Origin of the sequence: Algoriphagus sp. TR-M9 (assembly GCF_027594545.1) — a bacterium.
In the GTDB taxonomy this organism is placed as follows: Bacteria; Bacteroidota; Bacteroidia; order Cytophagales; family Cyclobacteriaceae; genus Algoriphagus; species Algoriphagus halophytocola.
The window spans coordinates 1634038-1654347 of sequence record NZ_CP115160.1 but is presented as its reverse complement, the minus strand read 5'-3'; the positions used below and the strand labels follow the sequence as shown (position 1 = coordinate 1654347).

General features: G+C 43.6%; 19 protein-coding genes and 1 riboswitch. Of the genes, 17 read left to right on the top strand and 2 right to left on the bottom strand.

The features are described 5' to 3' along the window. Positions 1-12 precede the first annotated feature (12 nt). From argB to PBT90_RS07235, 7 genes are all read left to right on the top strand, one after another. Entirely contained in the window at positions 13-813 is an 801-nt protein-coding gene (gene argB / locus PBT90_RS07265) for an acetylglutamate kinase (RefSeq protein WP_264809724.1), read from the top strand. A gap of 8 nt (positions 814-821) precedes the next feature. Next, positions 822-1901: a M20 family metallo-hydrolase gene (locus PBT90_RS07260; RefSeq protein ID WP_264809723.1), complete on the top strand. Its 1080-nt coding sequence runs from the start codon at positions 822-824 to the stop codon at positions 1899-1901. 6 nt (positions 1902-1907) lie between these two features. Further along, complete coding sequence (gene argH, locus PBT90_RS07255; protein ID WP_264809721.1) at positions 1908-3242, top strand: argininosuccinate lyase; 1335 nt, start codon at positions 1908-1910, stop codon at positions 3240-3242. A 94-nt stretch (positions 3243-3336) separates the two neighbouring features. Next, positions 3337-4878 carry a SulP family inorganic anion transporter gene (locus tag PBT90_RS07250; RefSeq protein ID WP_264809720.1) on the top strand — a complete coding sequence of 514 codons (1542 nt, stop codon included), beginning with the start codon at positions 3337-3339 and terminating at the stop codon, positions 4876-4878. Then, positions 4875-5519 (top strand): carbonate dehydratase, encoded by a 645-nt coding sequence (gene can, locus PBT90_RS07245; protein ID WP_264809719.1) that lies wholly within the window; start codon positions 4875-4877, stop codon positions 5517-5519. Before PBT90_RS07250 ends, can begins: the two co-directional genes overlap by 4 nt. Positions 5520-5612: 93 nt before the next feature. Further along, positions 5613-5721: riboswitch (SAM riboswitch) on the top strand. Between the two features lie 164 nt (positions 5722-5885). Beyond that, positions 5886-7190: an O-acetylhomoserine aminocarboxypropyltransferase/cysteine synthase family protein gene (locus tag PBT90_RS07240; protein WP_270132439.1), complete on the top strand. Its 1305-nt coding sequence runs from the start codon at positions 5886-5888 to the stop codon at positions 7188-7190. 8 nt (positions 7191-7198) lie between these two features. Continuing rightward, a complete protein-coding gene (locus tag PBT90_RS07235) occupies positions 7199-8254 on the top strand; it encodes a homoserine O-acetyltransferase family protein (RefSeq protein WP_270132437.1) in 1056 nt (351 codons plus the stop codon). 123 nt (positions 8255-8377) lie between these two features. On the opposite strand, the gene PBT90_RS07230 is transcribed toward PBT90_RS07235, so the two are convergent. Further along, entirely contained in the window at positions 8378-9775 is a 1398-nt protein-coding gene (locus PBT90_RS07230) for an alkaline phosphatase PhoX (protein WP_270132434.1), read from the bottom strand. 184 nt (positions 9776-9959) lie between these two features. Then, positions 9960-10403 carry a DUF2147 domain-containing protein gene (locus PBT90_RS07225; RefSeq protein ID WP_264809715.1) on the bottom strand — a complete coding sequence of 148 codons (444 nt, stop codon included), beginning with the start codon at positions 10401-10403 and terminating at the stop codon, positions 9960-9962. A 79-nt stretch (positions 10404-10482) separates the two neighbouring features. On the opposite strand from PBT90_RS07225, the gene pdeM reads away from it, so the two are divergent. From pdeM to PBT90_RS07175, 10 genes are all read left to right on the top strand, one after another. Further along, positions 10483-11130 (top strand): ligase-associated DNA damage response endonuclease PdeM, encoded by a 648-nt coding sequence (gene pdeM / locus PBT90_RS07220; protein ID WP_270132431.1) that lies wholly within the window; start codon positions 10483-10485, stop codon positions 11128-11130. Between the two features lie 58 nt (positions 11131-11188). Beyond that, positions 11189-12079, top strand: coding sequence for a cell division protein FtsX (locus tag PBT90_RS07215; RefSeq protein ID WP_270132429.1), 891 nt, complete (start codon positions 11189-11191; stop codon positions 12077-12079). A gap of 2 nt (positions 12080-12081) precedes the next feature. Continuing rightward, positions 12082-12291, top strand: a complete 210-nt coding sequence (locus tag PBT90_RS07210; protein WP_264809712.1) for a DUF3098 domain-containing protein — start codon at positions 12082-12084, stop codon at positions 12289-12291. Between the two features lie 2 nt (positions 12292-12293). Further along, positions 12294-13088 (top strand): undecaprenyl-diphosphate phosphatase, encoded by a 795-nt coding sequence (locus PBT90_RS07205; protein ID WP_270132426.1) that lies wholly within the window; start codon positions 12294-12296, stop codon positions 13086-13088. 1 nt (position 13089) lies between these two features. After that, positions 13090-13770 (top strand): tRNA pseudouridine(55) synthase TruB, encoded by a 681-nt coding sequence (gene truB / locus PBT90_RS07200; RefSeq protein WP_270132423.1) that lies wholly within the window; start codon positions 13090-13092, stop codon positions 13768-13770. Further along, on the top strand, positions 13757-14680 hold the full coding sequence (locus tag PBT90_RS07195; RefSeq protein ID WP_270132420.1) for a bifunctional riboflavin kinase/FAD synthetase: 924 nt from the start codon (positions 13757-13759) through the stop codon (positions 14678-14680). The genes truB and PBT90_RS07195 overlap by 14 nt, the downstream gene beginning before the upstream one ends. 11 nt (positions 14681-14691) lie before the next feature. Next, on the top strand, positions 14692-15387 hold the full coding sequence (locus PBT90_RS07190) for a CoA transferase subunit A (RefSeq protein WP_270132417.1): 696 nt from the start codon (positions 14692-14694) through the stop codon (positions 15385-15387). A gap of 46 nt (positions 15388-15433) precedes the next feature. Further along, on the top strand, positions 15434-16093 hold the full coding sequence (locus tag PBT90_RS07185; RefSeq protein WP_264809707.1) for a 3-oxoacid CoA-transferase subunit B: 660 nt from the start codon (positions 15434-15436) through the stop codon (positions 16091-16093). A gap of 93 nt (positions 16094-16186) precedes the next feature. Then, on the top strand, positions 16187-16525 hold the full coding sequence (gene gldC, locus PBT90_RS07180) for a gliding motility protein GldC (RefSeq protein WP_264809706.1): 339 nt from the start codon (positions 16187-16189) through the stop codon (positions 16523-16525). 741 nt (positions 16526-17266) lie between these two features. Further along, positions 17267-20308, top strand: a complete 3042-nt coding sequence (locus PBT90_RS07175) for a TonB-dependent receptor domain-containing protein (RefSeq protein WP_270132412.1) — start codon at positions 17267-17269, stop codon at positions 20306-20308. The last annotated feature ends 2 nt before the right edge of the window (positions 20309-20310 follow it).

Below are 20310 nucleotides of genomic sequence, written 5' to 3'. Positions count from 1 at the left end.
TAACCTTGATTTATGAAAATCAGCATAATCAAAATCGGCGGCAATGTCATCGATTTTCCTGAAAAACTAGATGAATTTTTAGCCCTATTTGCCAAGTTTCCAGGACACAAAATTTTGGTTCATGGCGGAGGGGTAATGGCTTCAAGATTTGGTGAATCCCTAGGCGTGATGCCCGAAATGGTTGACGGAAGGAGAATCACAGACCAGGAGACCCTAGACGTAGTGACCATGGTCTATGCAGGTTTGATCAATAAGAATATAGTAGCCAAGCTGCAGGCCCTGAAGGTAAATGCGATAGGAATGACAGGAGCAGACGGCAATATTATTCGCTCTATCAAAAGGCCTGTAAAGGACATTGACTACGGTTTTGTAGGTGATATACAAGAAGTTAACACCAAACTTATCGACCATTTATTGAGCGGAAATTTACTACCTGTGGTCAACGCCATCACCCATGATGCCAAAGGTCAATTGCTGAACACCAATGCCGACAGCATAGCTTCTGCTCTAGCCACTAGTCTGGCCAAAGAACACCAGGTAAACCTGTATTTCTGCTTCAATAAAAGTGGCGTGCTGATAGACGAAAAAAACGAAAACTCTATCATCCCGCTGATCAATGATGACATTTATCAGGAGTTGAAGAAAGAAAATGTAATCCACTCCGGAATGATCCCCAAACTGGACAATGCTTTCGAAGCCTTACAAAAAGGTGTGAATCATGTCTGGATAGGGAAAGCTGAAAACCTTCATTTGGCAGCAAAAGGCAAACTTTCCGGAACGACCATTGAAAGAAATCGCTACGACCTATATTGATACGCCAAGTGAAAGATACCCAGGAATTATTTGAAGATGCGGTTGAACTCCTGAAGCAACTCATAGAAACCCCTTCACTTTCTAGAGCAGAAAATGCCACGGCAGACATTCTCGAAGAGTATTTTTCCAGCCGAGCCATTCCTTTCACTAAATCAGGCAATAATATCTGGGCATTTGCCAGCTCATTTGACAGGAATAAACCTACGCTTTGGTTAAATTCTCATCACGATACCGTAAAACCAAATGCCGGCTACACCAAAGATCCTTTCTTGCCAACTATTGAAGATGGTAAACTTTACGGTTTGGGCAGCAATGATGCTGGCGGGCCACTCGTCAGCTTAATCGCTGCATTTACCTATTTTTATGGGCAAGACCTCCCCTTCAATCTGATCATGATAGCCTCAGCAGAGGAGGAGATTTCTGGCAAAAACGGGATCGCTGCTGTCATCGATCAGCTACCTGCCTGCGATCTGGCGATAGTCGGTGAACCCACTCTGATGGATATGGCCGTGGCGGAAAAAGGCCTGATGGTGATCGATGCGAAAGTGTACGGAAAAGCTGGCCATGCTGCGCGGGAAGAAGGCATCAATGCGATTTACCTGGCTTTGGAAGACCTACAGAAAATCAAGGATTTCCAGTTCAAAAAAGTATCCCAGTTTCTAGGCAAAACAAAGGTTTCCGCTACAGTGATCCATGCCGGACAGCAGCACAATGTGGTCCCAGACATCTGCGAATTTGTTTTGGATGTAAGGGTGACTGATGCTTATACCCTGCAAGAAGCGCTGGACGAACTGAAAAGCGAGTTAAACGCAGAACTGACACCTCGTTCTTTGAGATTGCAATCATCCCATGTACCTGAAGGACATTTGATTTTGAAAGTAGGCGAAAAACTGGGTAAGAACACCTACGGAAGCCCTACCCTGTCTGATCAGGCTTTAATCCCTTATCCCTCTGTAAAAATCGGTCCTGGGGACTCTGCCAGATCACATTCCGCGGATGAATTTATTTATTTGAAAGAAATCGAAAATGGCATCTTAGGCTATATCCAAATCCTGGAGACCTACGCTGCTATGCTTCTAAAAAACTAATTAGAAATGAAACTTTGGCAAAAAGAAACCGGCAGCAAAAAGGAAGTCGAATCATTCACCATAGGTCGAGATCCTGAGTTTGACATACTACTTGCACCTTTTGATGTGCTGGGGTCTATGGCACATGCACAGATGCTCAGCACCATTGGACTATTGACTACTGAAGAGAATGAGATCCTGCAGCGCGGATTGAAAGCTATTTACCTGGAAATAGAGAAAGGCGAATTTGAGATAGCACCCGGAGTAGAAGATGTACACTCCCAGGTAGAGTTCCTTTTGACAGAACGATTTGGTGATGTAGGAAAAAAGCTGCACAGTGGCCGGAGCCGAAATGATCAGGTTCTGGTTGATTTAAAATTATACTATCGAGCAGCAATCCGGGAAATAGTAGAAGAAACCACTGCGCTTTCCCAGTTACTGATTGAGCTGGCAGAAAAACATAAAAATGACCTCATGCCAGGCTACACACATACCCAATTGGCCATGCCTTCTTCCTTTGGGCTTTGGTTTAGTTCCTTTGCCGAAGGGCTATCAGAAGATCTGGGACTCTTGAAGGCCTCTTTTGATCTTGCCAATAAGAATCCGCTGGGTTCCGCTGCCGGCTACGGTTCCAGTTTTCCACTGAACAGAACTATGACCACTGAGCTTTTGGGCTTTGCTGACCTCCACCACAATGTAATCAATGCGCAGAACAGCCGAGGCAAGACGGAACGAACCTTGGCATTTGGACTTTCAGGGCTAGCCGGCACGCTAAACAGACTCGCCTCAGATGTGTGCCTTTATATGAACCAGCATTTTGCTTTTATCAGCTTTCCTGATGATCTGACCACAGGGAGCAGCATCATGCCTCACAAAAAAAACCCTGATGTTTTTGAATTAATCCGGGCTAAAACCAATCAAGTACAAGGTATTCCAAATGCCATCAACCTGATCTTGGCCAATACAACCACCGGCTATCACAGAGATCTACAATTGCTGAAGGAAGAAATCTTTCCGGGCATAGAAACATTAAAAAGCTGCCTGCGTATGACCACTTTCATGCTGAGTGCGATTCAGGTAAAGCCAAATATCCTAGCTGATTCATTTTATAAACATTTATTTTCAGTAGAAGTAGTCAACGAGCTAGTAGTGAAAGGAATCCCGTTTAGAGATGCATATAAGCAAGTAGGGCTAAATATAGAATCGGGAAATTTTGATCCAAATCAGGAAAAATTAAACCACACACATGAAGGAAGTATCGGCAATTTAAATTTGGATCTTATTGATCAAAAAATGAAAAAAGCCATATTAGAATTTAACTTTGACCAAATAGATAAAAGAATTTTAGGTCTTTTGAACTAGGATAAAATTTTCTTCTTTGTAGATTTAAATGAATTTATTATCTATAGTAACTAATATTTCTACAATTCTAATCGCTTAACCATTCAATTCATCGATGAACACTCTTCTGGGAAATAATTTAAAATATGATTTAAAATCGAGTGTCGTGGTGTTTTTGGTGGCCCTGCCGCTTTGCTTGGGAATAGCAATAGCAAGTGGTGCGCCCCCCATGTCAGGTCTGATAGCCGGAATAGTAGGCGGAATAGTGGTGGGAGCCTTGTCTGGATCCCATGTCAGTGTCAGTGGGCCTGCAGCGGGTCTTACAGTAATTGTACTTGACTCCATTAATAGCATGGGGTCATTTCCGTTATTTCTCGGTACACTAGTAGCGGCAGGTATTATCCAGTTCCTGTTGGGATTGTTCAAAGCTGGGGTAATCGGATATTATTTCCCTCACTCAGTGATCAAGGGCATGTTGACTGCCATTGGTCTAATCTTGATCTTGAAGCAAATCCCGCATGCACTAGGCTATGATGTGGATTTAATGGGCGATCAGGCATTCATACAGGCAGATAGCCACAATACTTTTTCTGAAATCTGGTATGCTATTCTGTATTATAGTCCAGGTGCCATTCCTATCGTATTGGTCGCTTTGGGTATCCTGATCCTTTTTGAACGACCTCGTATCAAGAACCATAGAATCCTAGGCGTAGTACCAGGAGCACTTTGGGCTGTGATTTCAGGTATTCTGATCAACATACTTTACGGAAAGTTTATGCCATCTTGGCAATTGACCGGTGAGCATCTAGTAGAAATCCCAGTCCTGGACAATATGGGCGAAATGGGCAATCTGCTCCAATTCCCGGATTTCTCCATGATTGGCGATAGTGCATTTTGGCTAGTAGCTTTCACCATTGCCATTATTGCGAGTTTGGAGACTTTGCTATGTATAGATGCAGCCGATAAATTGGATCCCCACAAAAGAATCACTCCTCCGAGTAAGGAACTTGTAGCCCAAGGAATTGGAAACGCATTCAGCGGATTGATAGGCGGACTTCCGGTCACAGCAGTGATTGTAAGAAGTACGGCTAATATTTCCTCGGGAGCTAAGACCAAAATGTCTGCTGTATTTCACGGAATATTGCTGATCATGCTAGTATTGGCTATCCCACATATCCTAAATTTGATCCCACTGAGCTGCTTGGCGGCTGTTCTCTTTGTAGTTGGTTATAAGCTTGCCAAACCTGCGATTTTCGTCAAAATGTATCAAAATGGATGGGATCAGTTTATTCCATTCATCATCACTGTAGTAGCAATTCTGTTTACTGATCTTCTAGTAGGCATAGGTATAGGAATGGTATTCGGTTTGTTCTTTGTCATCAAGACTAACTTCGTAAAAGCCGTAATCGTAACTGAACATAACGGCAACTACCTAGTCAAGCTGCAAAAAGACGTTTCATTCCTAAATAAAGCCCTTTTGATGAAGGAACTTTCCAAAATCCAACCGGAAAGTAAAGTCATCATCAATGCCCAAAAAGCCCAGTTTATAGATCAGGATATTCAGGAATTGCTGAATGATTTTATTGCGACTTCAGTGGATAAGAATATTAAAGTTCAAATAGAAGGATTTAAATACAACTTACAAGAAACATCATGAACCCATACGAAAAACTAATCCTGCAGAACAAAGCATGGTCAAAAGAACAAAATGAAACTGATGAGAATTTTTTCAGCAGATTAGCCAAACAGCAAAAGCCAAAATTCCTTTGGATAGGCTGCTCGGATAGTAGAGTACCTGCCAATCAGATTACAGGTACTGACCCCGGAGAAATTTTTGTACACAGAAATATCGCCAATATGGTGGTGCACACTGACCTGAACATGCTCAGCGTACTCCAATATGCCGTAGAAGTGCTAGAAGTAGAGCATGTCATTGTATGCGGACATTATGGATGTGGCGGAGTAGATGCAGCTTTAGGAAACAAAAACCTGGGCTTGATCAATAAATGGCTAAGAAACATCAAAGAAGTTTACAACAATCATAAAGATGAAGTAGATGCTCAAGACAGTCACGAAAAAAAGGTCAACAAGCTGGTAGAAATCAACGTGATGGAACAATGTCAGGATCTGATCAAAACCTCAATTATTCAAAAAGCCTGGAAGAAACGAAAAGCTCCGATCATTCACGGCTGGGCTTATGGACTTGATAATGGCTTGGTAAATGAACTACTTAACATTGAACCTGATTTCAACAACATCAATCCAATTTTCCGGTACAATGAAGATGAATTAGCATAAAAATTCAGTTTTCTGTACCAGGGAATTGAAAATCATTTTGATTTTCAATTCCCTGTTTCTTTATTTGCAGTATCCTTTCACTTTTAGTGCTCGGATTTATATAGAAGAGGCGAGAGACAGGCTCTATGACCCTCTGGCAACCTGGAAAGTCCAAGGTGCCAATTCCTGCCAAAAGAAGTATTTTCTTTTGGGTCTATAAGTTCATATGTAATGCACACAGGACCATCTTCTCTACTCATTAGTCTAAATCCAACCAAAGTTTCACACACGGTATTTACTTACCCTGAATTGCTATGCCTATTTCGGAACGCTTCGAGATGGGCTTTTTAATATCCTCATTTTTAACACTATAAATCCAAAAAAATCATGTCTAACAAGCTACACTTCGAAACCCTACAGCTTCACGCAGGTCAACAACCAGACCCAACCACAAACTCTAGAGCTGTTCCTATTTATCAGACTACTTCTTATGTTTTTGATTCTGCCGAGCATGGCGCCAATCTATTTGGGCTGAAGGAATTTGGAAACATTTATACCAGGATAATGAATCCTACCACAGATGTATTCGAAAACAGAATAGCAGCTCTTGAAGGCGGAGTGGCTGCTGTAGCCACAGCTTCCGGTCAAGCTGCGCAATTCTTGGCTTTGAACAATATCATGGAGGCCGGAGACAACTTTGTCTCTACCAGTTTCTTGTACGGAGGTACGTACAACCAATTTAAGGTGGCTTTTAAGAGAATAGGAATCGAAGCTAGATTTGCCAAAGGCAATGCAGCTGAGGAATTTGAAAGCAAAATAAATGAGCGCACCAAAGCCATCTATCTGGAAACCATCGGTAACCCAGAGTTCAACATTCCGGATTTCGAAGCAATCGCAGCAGTAGCCCAAAAACATGACATCCCATTAGTCGTGGACAACACCTTTGGTGCAGGAGGTTATTTATGCCAGCCAATCAAGCATGGTGCAAACATAGTCACTTCCTCTGCCACCAAGTGGATAGGTGGTCACGGAACCTCCATAGGCGGAGTCATCGTGGATGCCGGAAATTTCAATTGGGGAAATGGGAAATTCAAGCAGTTTTCAGAACCTTCTGAAGGATACCACGGCCTGAACTTCTGGGAGGTTTTTGGGGAAAACAACCCACTAGGCCTTCCTAATGTTGCTTTTGCTATCCGTGCCCGCGTGGAAGGGTTAAGAGATTTCGGCCCAGCTCAGAGTCCATTCAACAGTTTTCTATTACTCCAAGGCATAGAAACTCTTTCACTCCGGGTACAAAGAACCACAGAAAACGCACTGGAACTAGCCAAATGGCTGGAAGCCCATCCTTTGGTACAAAAAGTGAATTACCCGGGATTACCCTCTTCACCCTACCATGACTTAGCTAAAAAATACCTGAGAAATGGTTTTGGAGGCGTTTTAAGTTTTGAGCTTAAAGGTGAAAAAGAACAGGCTTCTGCCCTGATCAACAATCTGGAACTGATCTCCCACCTGGCAAATGTAGGCGACGCTAAGACACTGATCATTCAGCCGGCAGCCACCACCCATCAACAATTATCCGACGAAGAACAACTTGCAGCAGGAGTCACTCCTACCCAGCTGAGATTATCCTGTGGCATTGAGCACATCGAGGATATCAAGGCAGACCTGCAGCAGGCATTTGATAAAATCTAATTCAACTAATGAACCTTAAAAGTCAGTACGCTTCGATTACCATGTCCCAAAATTCTTTCCATTCAAGTAGCCCACTAACCTTGGAGTCCGGAGAAATCCTCCAGGAATTCGACTTGGCCTATACTACATACGGCCAGTTAAATGCTGAGAAATCCAATGTGATCTGGGTGATACATGCCCTCACCGGGGATGCTAATGCTTCTGAATGGTGGAGTGGACTGATCGGAGAAGATAAGTTTTACGATCCTGCTGATCATTTTATTATTTGCGCCAACCTTCTGGGCTCTTGCTATGGCTCCACGCAGCCTTTCAGTGAAAACCCAGAGACTGGGGAGCCCTATTACTATGATTTCCCTCAGATGACCAGTAGGGACTTGGCAGCAGGACTGGAGCGACTTCGGGTTCATTTAGGACTAGAACACATCCATACGTTAATTGGGGGATCTCTAGGCGGGCAAGTGGCACTGGAGTGGGCGTATATTTTGGGAAAGAGCCTTCAAAATGCGATCATCCTAGCGTCCACGGCCAAAACTTCCCCTTGGGTCATAGGTTTCAACGAAACGCAACGAATGGCGATTGAGTCGGACTGTTCTTGGGGTGAGTGTCATGAGCTAGCAGGGCAAAAAGGTCTGGAAACGGCCAGAGCCATCGCCATGCTGACTTATAGGCATCCTACAGACCTAGATCGCAAACAAGCTGATGGCACGGGCAAACTGGATGATTTCAGAGCTTCCTCCTACTTGAGGTACCAAGGACAAAAACTTGCCAAGCGATTTAATGCCTTGTCGTATTGGACCTTGAGTAAAACCATGGATTCCCATGATCTAGGTAGAAATAGAGAAAGTGTGGAAGCAGCATTGCAGCAGATCGAAGCTCGGGTGCTGTCCATCGGTGTGGATAAAGACCTGCTATTTTTGCCGGAAGAAGCCCAGCATATCAGCCAATTTGCAAAAAAAGGTATCTACAAAGAGATCAGCTCCACTGCGGGACATGATGCGTTTTTGATAGAGTTTGAGCAGCTGGCTTACATACTCAAGTCATTTTATCTAAACAGTGGGGATTAAAACCTAGTCTCTATCAAACCATCAAGGCCGGTTTAAACCGGCCTTAATTTTTTTTATGATAACTGACTAATTATCAAGATCTAAACATTAGCTATATTAAAACAAGCTTTAGCATTTATGTAACTATCCATGCCATGGGCCTGTGATAGCCAAGGTGAGTCCAGCATGCTGGATGTTCACGAAAAGGGTCTTTCCACTTGGAGAAAAACAAGCTCCGGTCAATTCGGATTTATACCCCACATTTAATCCTAAGTGATAAATTTTGCCCTCTGGGGTTATCCCGATCAATCTAGGACGACTATTATCTTCGCAAAGGATCAAATCTCCCCATGGGGCCACTGTCAGATTATCACATGCTCTCAGAATTTCCTTGTCATTCGGCTCAGCAAATAGCTCTAAATATCCTCCTGCATCTTCATTTCCCTTTTTTTCTTCCTGCGAGGCGATGTACCTAAAGACCTGACCTTGCTTGGCTTTCCCTCCATTTGTGCAGGCAAAATACACTTCGTTGTTTCCATACCACATGCCTTCACCTCTCGCAAAACGAGCAGCGCCCAGATTAAACCCTCTTATTCTCAAATCATCTTCCTCGGGATCTGTGTCTTCTAAATCTATCCATTGAACTTCATGACGGTCTCCTAACTGGATTTTCTGAGAATCCCAATTTCGTGTATCAAATCGTGGTGCCTCCTTTAAACTGAGTGCTTGAAGCTTGCCCCCTGCCGTAAGATTGCCTGGCTCCTTTGGAATAAATCTATAAATAAGACCATCTCCACGATCTTCTGAAAGGTAAATAAAACCACTGTCCGGATCTACCGCTACCGCCTCATGGTTAAACCTACCCATGGCTTTTAGTGCCACTGGTTTAGCGAGACTTGCAGTTTCGGTGGCCGGCACCTCGAAGACATATCCATGATTATGTTCATTCACTCCATCGAGTTTACTTTCAAAAGTTTCTTCACAAGTGAGCCAGGAGTTCCAGGGGGTAGGTCCTCCGGCACAATTCCGTATAGTTCCGGCCAGCGAAAGGTATTGATACTCTATTTCCTGCGTGTCCTCATTGAACAAGAAGGTAGTCGTCCCCCCTAAACTTGGGTTTTTACTATAACCTCTATCGTAAATATCTGAACTAGCAAGTTGTTGAAGTTTGGAATTATCTTTACCAAAAGGACCATTTTCTAAATCATCAGAAGAAATCTCGTGGTTTCTGATCACGATCACTTTCCCATCTTCCCCTTTAAAAGCAGCCATAGCATCATTTCTACCTGGGGACAAAAAACCATCATCCATCGCTTCTCCAGCCTGGGATATGATTTTATAACTAAAACCTTTTGGAAGGTTGAAAATCCCTTTTGGATCATCAAGTAATGGCCCGTATTTTTCATACAATTCAGGGAGACTTCCAGCAAACACAGGGGCACCGCTAAAGTATTTTAACCCCATAAAACCTAAACTCACCATCAATGAGTTTTTAAGAAATGACCTTCTGCCCTCAGGCTCTTGTATTAGTTCCTTTTTCATCTATATGACTGATATTTTGAACAATATTAGCTTCCCTGCTTATTCTAAGCATGAATACAATGTTACCCTTATATGAAAAGGGATAGGCGGTTAATCAGAATTACCAATCTACAATCAACATGATGGCTAAGACAGTAGATAGACAGGTTACCCCAAACCAAAATGTACGGGAAGAAATGCGGGTTTAATCCTTCACCTTATGCCATTCCACGGTTTTTTTAACCCAACTATCTCCTAAAAAACCTCTGACCTCCAAGAGATCTTTTTTCATCAGCTGCAGCTCACAGCTATAAGTCAGGCCAGACTCCGGATCGTAGATCTTGCCACCTTTCCAAACTCCTTTGTGATAGCTCAGCCCTTCTAAAATAGTCAACCCCATCAGCGGGCGATCTCTCAAGCTGGAATCCCGGTTGACTACGTCCAAAAAGACTTCCTGCTCAGGATCTTCATTCTTCAGCCATACTATTTTGCCCAGTAATGTTCCTTTACTTTCCATGATTTCTATCTGGGCGGTCTCTTCGGTATTATACCAAGCTCCATAGATTTTTGACTTCGACTGCGCGGTAGCCAACTGGGTGTGAAAAAGCAAAACCAAAAGGTAAATGGAAGCAAATTGACAAGTTTTCATAAAAATTTAGGTTAGTAAAACTTAGAAATGGGCTAGATTTGAATTTATAAATAATGGGGTTAAAATCATACCAAACTCAATGCAAAGTTCGATTTCATTCGCCGGTCTGCAGCTTACTTTTTTAGCCGAAAAAGCCCTTTGGTGTGCAGAATTAGGCGCTATGTTCATTGCAGACGTGCATTTCGGGAAAGCCGCGCATTTCAGAAAGTCGGGAATCCCCATCCCGGAGCCCATCCATGACCAGGATCTTTTACAGCTAGAAAAACTGATCACTACTTTTCAACCCGTGGATTTCTACATTTTGGGGGATTTATTTCACAGTGACTGGAACGATCAATGGCAGAAGTTAAATGACTTCCTGGAGCGGTTTCCCCAGACCACCTTTCATCTGATCAAAGGAAATCATGATATTTTGCCTCACTCATTTTACCGGCAATCTATTTTTCAGATTCATGACAAGCCCCTGTTGATTCATGAGCTACTGCTTTCCCATGAACCTTTGGAGCAAGTCCCTGAAGAAAAGCTCAACATCTGCGGCCATATTCATCCGGGCTTTAGGATCCGAGGAAAAGCCAAGCAAAACCTGTTTTTAGCCTGCTTTTACTACAAAAAACGCCAGCTGATTTTACCGGCATTTGGGCATTTTACCGGATTGGCCATGGTCAAAGCCAGCGGAGATGATAGAATTTTCGGGATCAGTGGAAAAAAAGTCATTCAAATCCTTTAGCAGGAATAGATTGGCAAAATCATTGGGGAAGCTTACTTTTGACAAGAATTCATAATCTATGGCGAACTATCCACGCAAGAAAAAAATACTAGGCCATTTCAAATTTGGAAGTGTTTTATTCTCCACCACCCTATCACTTTTTATTGTTGGCTTGTTTGGAGTCATTCTGATCCAAGCAAAAACACTGACCAGCATGATCAGAGAGAACATTGAAGTGCAGGTGTTTTTGGAGAAAAACCTTGAAGAAGCTGACCTCAATAGCATTCAGGATAATCTGACTCAGCGCTCCTTTATCTTGCGAAAAGAAGACAGTCTGGGGGTGAAATTTATATCCGATGAGGAGGCTGCGGCCACTTTTATAGAAAGTACCGGAGAGGATTTCACTGAATTTCTGGAAGACAATCCCCTGCGTGATAGCTTCGTGATCAGCATTGCTGAAGAATTTCAGACCACTGAGCAGCTGGAGGCTATTGCCGCAGAGCTAGAGGCTATTCCCGGTGTATTTGAAGTTTCCTATATGACTGACCTCGTGGACTCCATCAACAAAAACCTATTGAAAGTCAGTATAGTCTTGGGTGGATTTATCCTCATACTCATCATTACGGTGGTCATGCTGATCAATAATACCATACGTCTGGCACTCTTTTCCCAAAGATTCCTGATCCGGTCAATGCAGCTAGTCGGAGCCACCCGCGGATTCATCCGTAAGCCATTTCTCAGCAGGGCATTTCTTTTTGGCTTGATGGCCGGTGCATTTGCCTCTGTGATTCTCTTTGTGCTGGTCAACTACACTCAGGCAAATATCGAAGGCTTTGCTATGCTTCAAAACTCCCAGTTACTTTACCTGCTTTTCGCAGTGTTGATGGTTTTTGGGGGAATTCTATCAGTATTGAGTACCTTGCGTGCCGTTAACAAGTACCTTAACATGTCTCTGGACGAACTTTATTAATTATGAGCAAATCATCATTCCCCTTTTCCCGAAAAAACTACAAGCTGATGTTCATCGGTATTGCCCTGATCATCATCGGGTTTGTGATCATAGGTTTGGACAGTGCGCCGCATGGCAATGGAGTATTGGGATTGACCGTGGGGCCGCTAGTGACTTTGGCAGGGTTTATTTTTGAATTTTACGCCATTTTTGCCAAAACAGAAAGTAACTAAGAGTGGAAATAATAGATGCTATTTTCCTTGGAATCATTCAGGGATTAACAGAGTTTTTGCCCGTATCTTCCAGTGGACATCTAGAGCTGGGGAAAGCCATTTTGGGAGAAAGTAAAATGCCTGCCGAAGGGCTCATGTTCACCGTGGTGGTTCATTTTGCCACCGCCTTAAGTACCATCATCGTATTCAGAAAAGACATTGGGGAAATCCTAGCAGGACTGTTCAAATTCCAGTGGAATGAGGAGACCAAATTTGTCACTAAAATCGCCTTATCGATGATTCCGGCTGCCATAGTGGGACTAGTATTTGAGGAAGAACTGGAAACCTTATTTGGCGGCCAGATTATATTTGTAGGCTGCATGCTTATCCTTACGGCAGTGCTACTTTACATGGCAGACAAAGCCAAATTCACCAATCAACCTGTGTCTTTTGGTCAGGCATTGATTATAGGAATAGCACAGGCTATCGCTATTTTACCGGGTATTTCCCGGTCAGGGGCCACTATTTCCACTTCTGTACTGCTGGGCATTGATAAAGGCAAAGCCGCTAGGTTTTCCTTCTTGATGGTAGTTCCTTTGATCCTAGGCAAAATAGCCAAAGACATTCTGGGAGGTGAACTTTCCATGCAAACAGAGGGATTTGGCTATCTGGGGGCAGGGTTTTTGGCTGCTTTTGTGTCAGGAATCGTGGCCTGTACCTGGATGATTAAACTCGTGAAAAAAAGTAAACTCAGCTATTTTTCGATTTACTGCCTGATCGTAGGTGTGATAGCAATCATAGCTGGACTATATTTATAACATGCAAGCACCATACGGAGAAGTATTTCTGATCAATAAACCGCTGGAGTGGACCTCCTTTGACGTGGTGAAAAAGGTCAGGAATGCTTTAAAAATCAAAAAGGTGGGTCATGCTGGCACATTGGATCCTTTGGCCACCGGCCTCTTGATTGTCTGCGCAGGTAAAATGACCAAGCAGATAGATTCCTTTATGGGCCAGGAAAAGGAATACACTGGTACTTTCGTCATCGGCCACACCACAGATTCTTTTGACCTGGAACAGCCCATAGTACCCGTAGCAGATCCATCTGCTGTGACTTTGGAGCAGGTAAAATCCGCTGTAGCTGAACTCACCGGGGATATACTGCAGATCCCTCCCATGCACTCAGCGATCAAGGTAGATGGTAAAAGGGTCTACGAATCAGCTAGAAAGGGAAAGGAAGTAAAAATGGATCCTCGCCCGGTACAGGTGAGTGTTTTCGAAATCACTAGATTTGAAAACCCGGAAATTGAATTCAGAATCGTTTGCTCCAAGGGTACCTACATCAGAAGCCTGGCAAGAGATTTGGGTGAAAAACTAGGCGTGGGTGCTTATATGAGTTCACTTTGCAGAACGAGAATAGGAGATTTCAAACTCTCAGATGCAAAAGAATTAGCTCCTTTAGTAGAAGAAATCAAAGCCAGATCCCATGAAAATCTATGAAGGACTAAGTGATTTTCCCAAAATCTCCAACCCGGTAGTCACCAGTGGCACTTTTGATGGAGTTCATTTGGGACACCAAAAAATCCTTCACCGCATCCGTGAGATTGCGCGTACGATTAAAGGCGAAACCGTTTTACTTACTTTTTGGCCACACCCCAGGCTGGTACTTTATCCTGATGAGCACAACCTGCGCCTGCTCAGCACTTTTGAAGAAAAAGCCAAATTACTCAGACAGTTTGGGATTGATCACCTGGTGACCATTCCTTTTACGAAGGAATTTTCCCAGCTCAGTTCCAAGGAATTCATCCAGACCATACTCGTAGATCAGATCCAAACCAAAAAATTGGTCATAGGCTATGATCATAGATTTGGTAAAAACAGGGAAGGAAGTTTCGAATACCTACAGGCAAACCATCAGGAATTTGGCTTTGAACTGGAAGAAATTTCCAGACAGGATGTACAGGATATTGGAGTTTCCAGCACCAAAATCAGGCAGTCACTTGAGTCTGGGGATATCTCAACTGCCATTGATTACCTGGGACGATCCTATGAGCTGAACGGGATCGTGATCAAAGGCCAGCAGATCGGGAGGTCCATCGGCTTTCCTACGGCTAATGTCCACATCCCCAATGATTACAAACTTATCCCAAAAGATGGCGTTTATGCTGTAGAGGCTTTAGTCAATGGCTCCTTATATAAGGCCATGCTGAATATAGGCAATCGCCCCACGGTAGATGGCACCAAAAAGACTGTAGAAGCACATCTATTTGATTTTCAGGGAGATCTTTATGACAAGCAAATCACCGTTTACCTAAAGGCTTTTCTTCGTGACGAGCAAAAGTTTGACGGGCTGGAGGCATTGAAGAAGCAACTTTTTAAAGACCAGAGGAATGCAAAGAACTTACTATAAACCCAAAATATATGATCAACAAAACTGTAAAAAATGCCCGAGAGGCTGTAGCTGACATTCCCAGCAAATGCCTGCTGCTGATGGGAGGATTTGGCCTCACGGGTATACCGGAAAACTGCATTTCAGCACTTTTAGAAAAAGAAATCAGTGGCTTGACCATAGTTTCAAACAATGCCGGAGTAGATGATTTTGGCATAGGGCTGCTGCTGAAAAAACACATGGTCAAAAAAATGATCTCCAGTTATGTAGGAGAAAATGCAGAGTTTGAAAGGCAGTTGCTCAGTGGAGAATTAGAAGTGGATCTGATCCCTCAAGGCACACTAGCCGAGCGGGTAAGAGCGGGTGGCGCTGGCATTCCTGCCTTTTTCACCCCTGCCGGAGTAGGTACAGAAGTAGCTGAAGGCAAGGAGCACCGGGATTTTGACGGAAAAACATATTTGCTGGAAAAAGCCATAGTTGGAGATTTCTCCATCATTAAAGCCTGGAAAGGAGATACTGCCGGGAATTTGATTTTCAAAGGAACAGCCAGAAATTTCAATCCTATGATGGCCGCTGCGGGCAAAATATGCATTGCTGAGGTGGAAGAACTGGTCCCCGCGGGTGAGTTAGATCCCAACGAAATCCATACACCGGGAATCTATGTGCAAAGAATTTTCCAAGGCGAAAATTACGAAAAAAGAATCGAGCAGCGTACAGTCTCGAAATAGCCCTGCCCAGACCCTGACTTTTTCTTACACCTAAATCGAACCCAAAATGCTTACGAAAGATCAAATAGCCCAGCGAATCGCCCAGGAAGTGGAAAACGGGCAATACATCAATCTTGGAATAGGAATACCAACATTGGTAGCTAACTATATCCCAGACGAACTGGAAGTAGTTTTACAATCAGAAAATGGACTCTTGGGGATCGGCCCCTTCCCCACCGAGGAGCAAATCGATCCTGACTTAATCAATGCCGGAAAGCAAACCGTCACCATGCTCAAAGGCTCCGCGCTTTTCAATTCGGCAGAATCTTTTGCCATGATCAGAGGTGGACATGTGCACCTGACGATTTTAGGCGCCATGGAGGTCTCAGAAAACGGGGACATCGCCAACTGGAAAATTCCCGGTAAAATGGTCAAGGGTATGGGAGGAGCTATGGATCTCGTCGCTTCTGCTGATAATATTATCGTGGCTATGCAGCACTGCTCCAGATCCGGTGATGCTAAGCTTTTGCCTAAATGCACCTTGCCCATTACCGGTGTAAACTGCGTCAAAAAGATAGTGACGGACCTGGCAGTTTTAGAAATCCATCCCGAGGGCGGATTTGTACTGCTCGAGCGTGCACCGGGAGTTTCTGTGGAGGAGATCAAGGAAAAAACCGCCGGCAAATTGATAATTTCTTCACACGTACCAGAAATGCGACTTGATTGAGGAAAAAAGGAACTCAGAATTATCCTTTCAAGTTAACCTGATTAATTTTGCAAAAATTATTGAATGGATCCCCCAGGGGTCAAACTATAACACATGAAAAATTCTGAGATTAAATTCCTTGTAGACTTAGATGAAAAAAGTCTCCCAAAAAACATCCAATGGGATGCTTCTGACAAAGAAGGCGAAGGACTGGAAAGCACCAAAAGCATCAGCCTGAATATTTGGGACAATTTGAACCATAGCACATTGAGAATTGATCTCTGGACTGAAGAAATGTCGGTGGTGGAAATGAAGCGCTTCTACATTGATATTTTGGGAGGTATGGCCCAAACCATCCTAAATAGCACCGGAGATGAGTACATGGCAGAAGAAATGAAAGACCTCTGCGACCGTTTGGTAAAGCATGTGAATGAAGAAAACAAGAAAGGTTGAAAAACCAGAAACATCCACAAAGAGGCTTTCTCAAAAGTATAGCTTGTCACCATGTACGAAGTCGAAATGTATCCTGATTTGCAGGAAATAGCCTTCAACTCCGCTCAAACAGACATCAAGACGCCTAGTGAGACAGCCTCTTTTTCATTTTTTGATTATCGGCTTTTTTGACGAGCAGTAAGGCTAAAGTACCCTAGGATTTATTTACTACAAGATCCCACTTCTACCGATCTAGCAGGATCGCTTCGGTTTTCTAACCAAGTGATCAGGAATTAGTGCTTACTGACATCATTCCGTACGGTCATATTGCTAATTATGGATATCCGCTTTCTTACCAGTAGCGAGAGAAATTATGGGTTAAGGTTTCTTTCTACGTGCTGTGGGCAGTGGACTGTTGTCGGTTGACGATTATCCGCTACTATCCAGTCCCATTCTTTAACTACTGGCATCATTGCGGATAATCAGATTTCTAATTATAGTTTTATTGGAAAGTATTTGGTCTTAAGGATTTTTTAATAAAAAAGGCGGGTTTATTCCTTATCGCTAATAAACAGGTGAATTCGTTTTAATTTTTTAATCAAACCCCCTCAGTTTCCAGCGCAATCGATTTTTCTATAATTTTTGATCCATGACAAATAAATAGGCAAATCTGCTATTTGTTTAAATTTTAGGCTATTTTTCGTTCCTAATCATCTCTTAATACACCCAAAGTATCATAGACCCAAAGTCAAAAAATAGCCTATGAAAAAAATTACCCTAAAAATCGGAACAGCAGTATTCATGGTTCTACTGCTGGTTTCCTTACAGGCATCCAGAGTTTACGCTCAAACCCTCATCTCTGGGACCGTAACTGATGCCGACACCAAAGAAACCCTAGTCGGGGTTAACATTTTGGTCAAAGGAAAAGTAATAGGGACCATTTCAGATCTTTCTGGAAATTACTCTCTAAGTGTAAACCAGGAACCTCCTTTCACCTTGGTATTTTCCATGGTAGGATACAATGCTCAGGAGATAGAAATCACAGGAGGGCAATCCAATCTGGATGTACAACTGATGGAGACAGCCATAATGGGCCAAGAAGTAGTAGTTTCTGCCTCTAGAATGGAAGAAAGCGTTTTGCAGTCCCCGGTGTCGGTGGAGAAAATGGATATCATAGCCATACGGGATGCTCCTCAGGCGAGCTTCTACGATGCGATCAACAACATGAAGGGAGTCGAAATGAGTACACAGTCCCTCCTCTTCAAGTCCTTTAACACCCGAGGATTTAACGCCAATGGAAATGTACGTACCGTACAGCTCATAGACGGTATGGACAATCAGGCTCCTGGATTAAACTTCTCCGTAGGCAATATTGTCGGGATCTCAGAACTGGACCTGGAAAGTGTAGAATTGCTTCCAGGGGCTTCATCTGCTCTGTATGGACCCAATGCCATCAACGGAATTTTGTTGATGAACTCGAAAAGCCCATTTCAATACCAAGGGCTTTCTGCCAGTGTGAAAACCGGGATCATGTCTGAAGAAAACAGAACCTCCCCTACCACTGGATTCTATAATTTCAGTGCCAGGTATGCAAAAGCCATTAGCGATAAAGTAGCTTTCAAAGTCAATATGGAATACCTGACAGCGGACGACTGGCAGGCCAATGATTTCCGAGATCAATCACTTCTAAATGGAAGCAGCATAGAAACAGGAACACCAGAAAATAACCCCGCATATAACGGAGTAAATATTTACGGTGACGAAACTAATGTCAACATGCTTTCTGTAGCCCAATCTATGGTTCAGGCAGGAGCACTACCTTCAGCAGCTTTGGGTCTGATTCCAAACACTGCAGTTTCCCGTACAGGTTACAGGGAAAGCGACCTGGCTGACTACAACACCAAATCCATCAAGTTGAATGCAGCATTGCATTGGAAACTCAATGATAATATTGAAGCTATACTTCAAGGGAATCTAGGCTTTGGCACCACAGTCTATACCGGCGCAGATCGCTACTCACTGAAGGATTTCCAAATGGGGCAATATAAAGCCGAACTCCGTGCCTCAAACTGGTACCTGAGGGCTTATACCACCCAGGAAAGATCCGGGGACGCTTTTGCTGTAGGGACAGCAGCACAAGGCATCAATGAAGCATGGAAGGCCAGTACGCAGTGGTTCCCGGAATATGTGGGAGCCTATGCAACTGCCGTAGGCCAAGGCGCCGACAGCAACACTGCACATGGTTTGGCAAGACAATTTGCAGATCAAGGCAGATTTATGCCGGGCACCAGCGAGTTCAACAATGCCCTGAAAGATGTCACTTCCCGCCCTATTCCAGGCAATGAAAATGGTGTAGGCGCCAGATTTGTAGATAGAAGTAATCTTTACCACTTCGAAGGATCCTACAATCTGTCAGAGCAGATTAAGTTTGCGGAGTTTGTAGTAGGAGCTAATTATAGAATCTATCAATTGAATTCGAATGGAACCATTTTCGCCTTGGATGATGATGGGGATGAATTCAATATCAACGAATACGGCGGATACATTCAGGGTTCGAAAAAGCTCTTCAATGACAAATTCAAGTTGACTGCCTCGGCCAGATACGATAAAAATGAAAACTTCGCTGGGCAATGGTCCCCACGAATTTCCGGAGTTTTTACCGAAGGAAATCACAACTTCAGAGCCTCTTACCAGACAGGTTTCCGTATCCCTACCAACCAAGACCAATACATTGATCTGAATACACCGCAGGCGAGATTAATCGGTGGTTTGCCTTTTTTCAGAAACCGATACAATCTAAATGCAAACCCGGGGTACACCTTAGCTGGCGTGACAAATTATGGGGGCGCTGTTTCGGCAGATACTCAGCCGGATTCTCCCGTGTATCAGCAAAGCATCCAAGAAGCTACCAATATTGCCATTGCACAGGCCACACAGTATGTAACTGAACAAGTTCAGGCGGGGAATATCCCTCCAAGTGAAGCTCCTGCGGCTATTGCTGAATTGGCTCCCACTCTAGTGCCGGAAATCGCAGCTCAGCTTGTACCCGTGAATGCAGCAGCAGCAAACCTAGACCAGCTTCAACCTTATGAAATGAGAGAGTTCAAACCTGAGCGAGTGAAGTCTTTTGAAGTTGGGTATAAAGGGATCTGGGGTGATAAATTACTGGTGGACGCTTATGCTTACTTCAATCGCTTCGAAAATTTCAATGGTAGCCAGGTATTGATCCAGGATGCATCTGACGCGGGACTACAAGGGCCAAATCCGCTCACGGGACTAAATTTGATCGGCGTTGGACCCGGTGGAAGAAATGTATTCTCCATGCCGGTGAACAGAACTGAAACCATCAAATCCTGGGGATGGGCAGCTAGTTTAGATTACAAACTGCCTAAAGGCTACACCATAGGGGGAAATGTCTCCTATAACACCCTTTCAAATTTGGATGAATTAGCAGAGACCGGCTTCCAGCCAAGCTTCAACACACCGGAATACCGCTATGTCTTGAACTTTGCAAACAGAGAGGTAATCGATAACCTAGGGTTTGCGCTAGCCTACAGATGGCAAGGTGAATTTGCATGGCAATCCTCCTTCGTAGCACCGGCCGTTTCGAGTCAGCAACTTTCTGTAATTCCAGCTTTTGGAACACTGGATGCGCAGGTAAGTTACAAGCTTAAAAGCATCAAGTCTATCTTAAAAGTGGGTGCTTCGAACCTCTTTGGAAGCGGATATACTCAAGCTTGGGGTAATCCTACAGTAGGGACTATGTACTTCGTCAGTTTGACTTTTGACGAATTCTTGAATTAAAA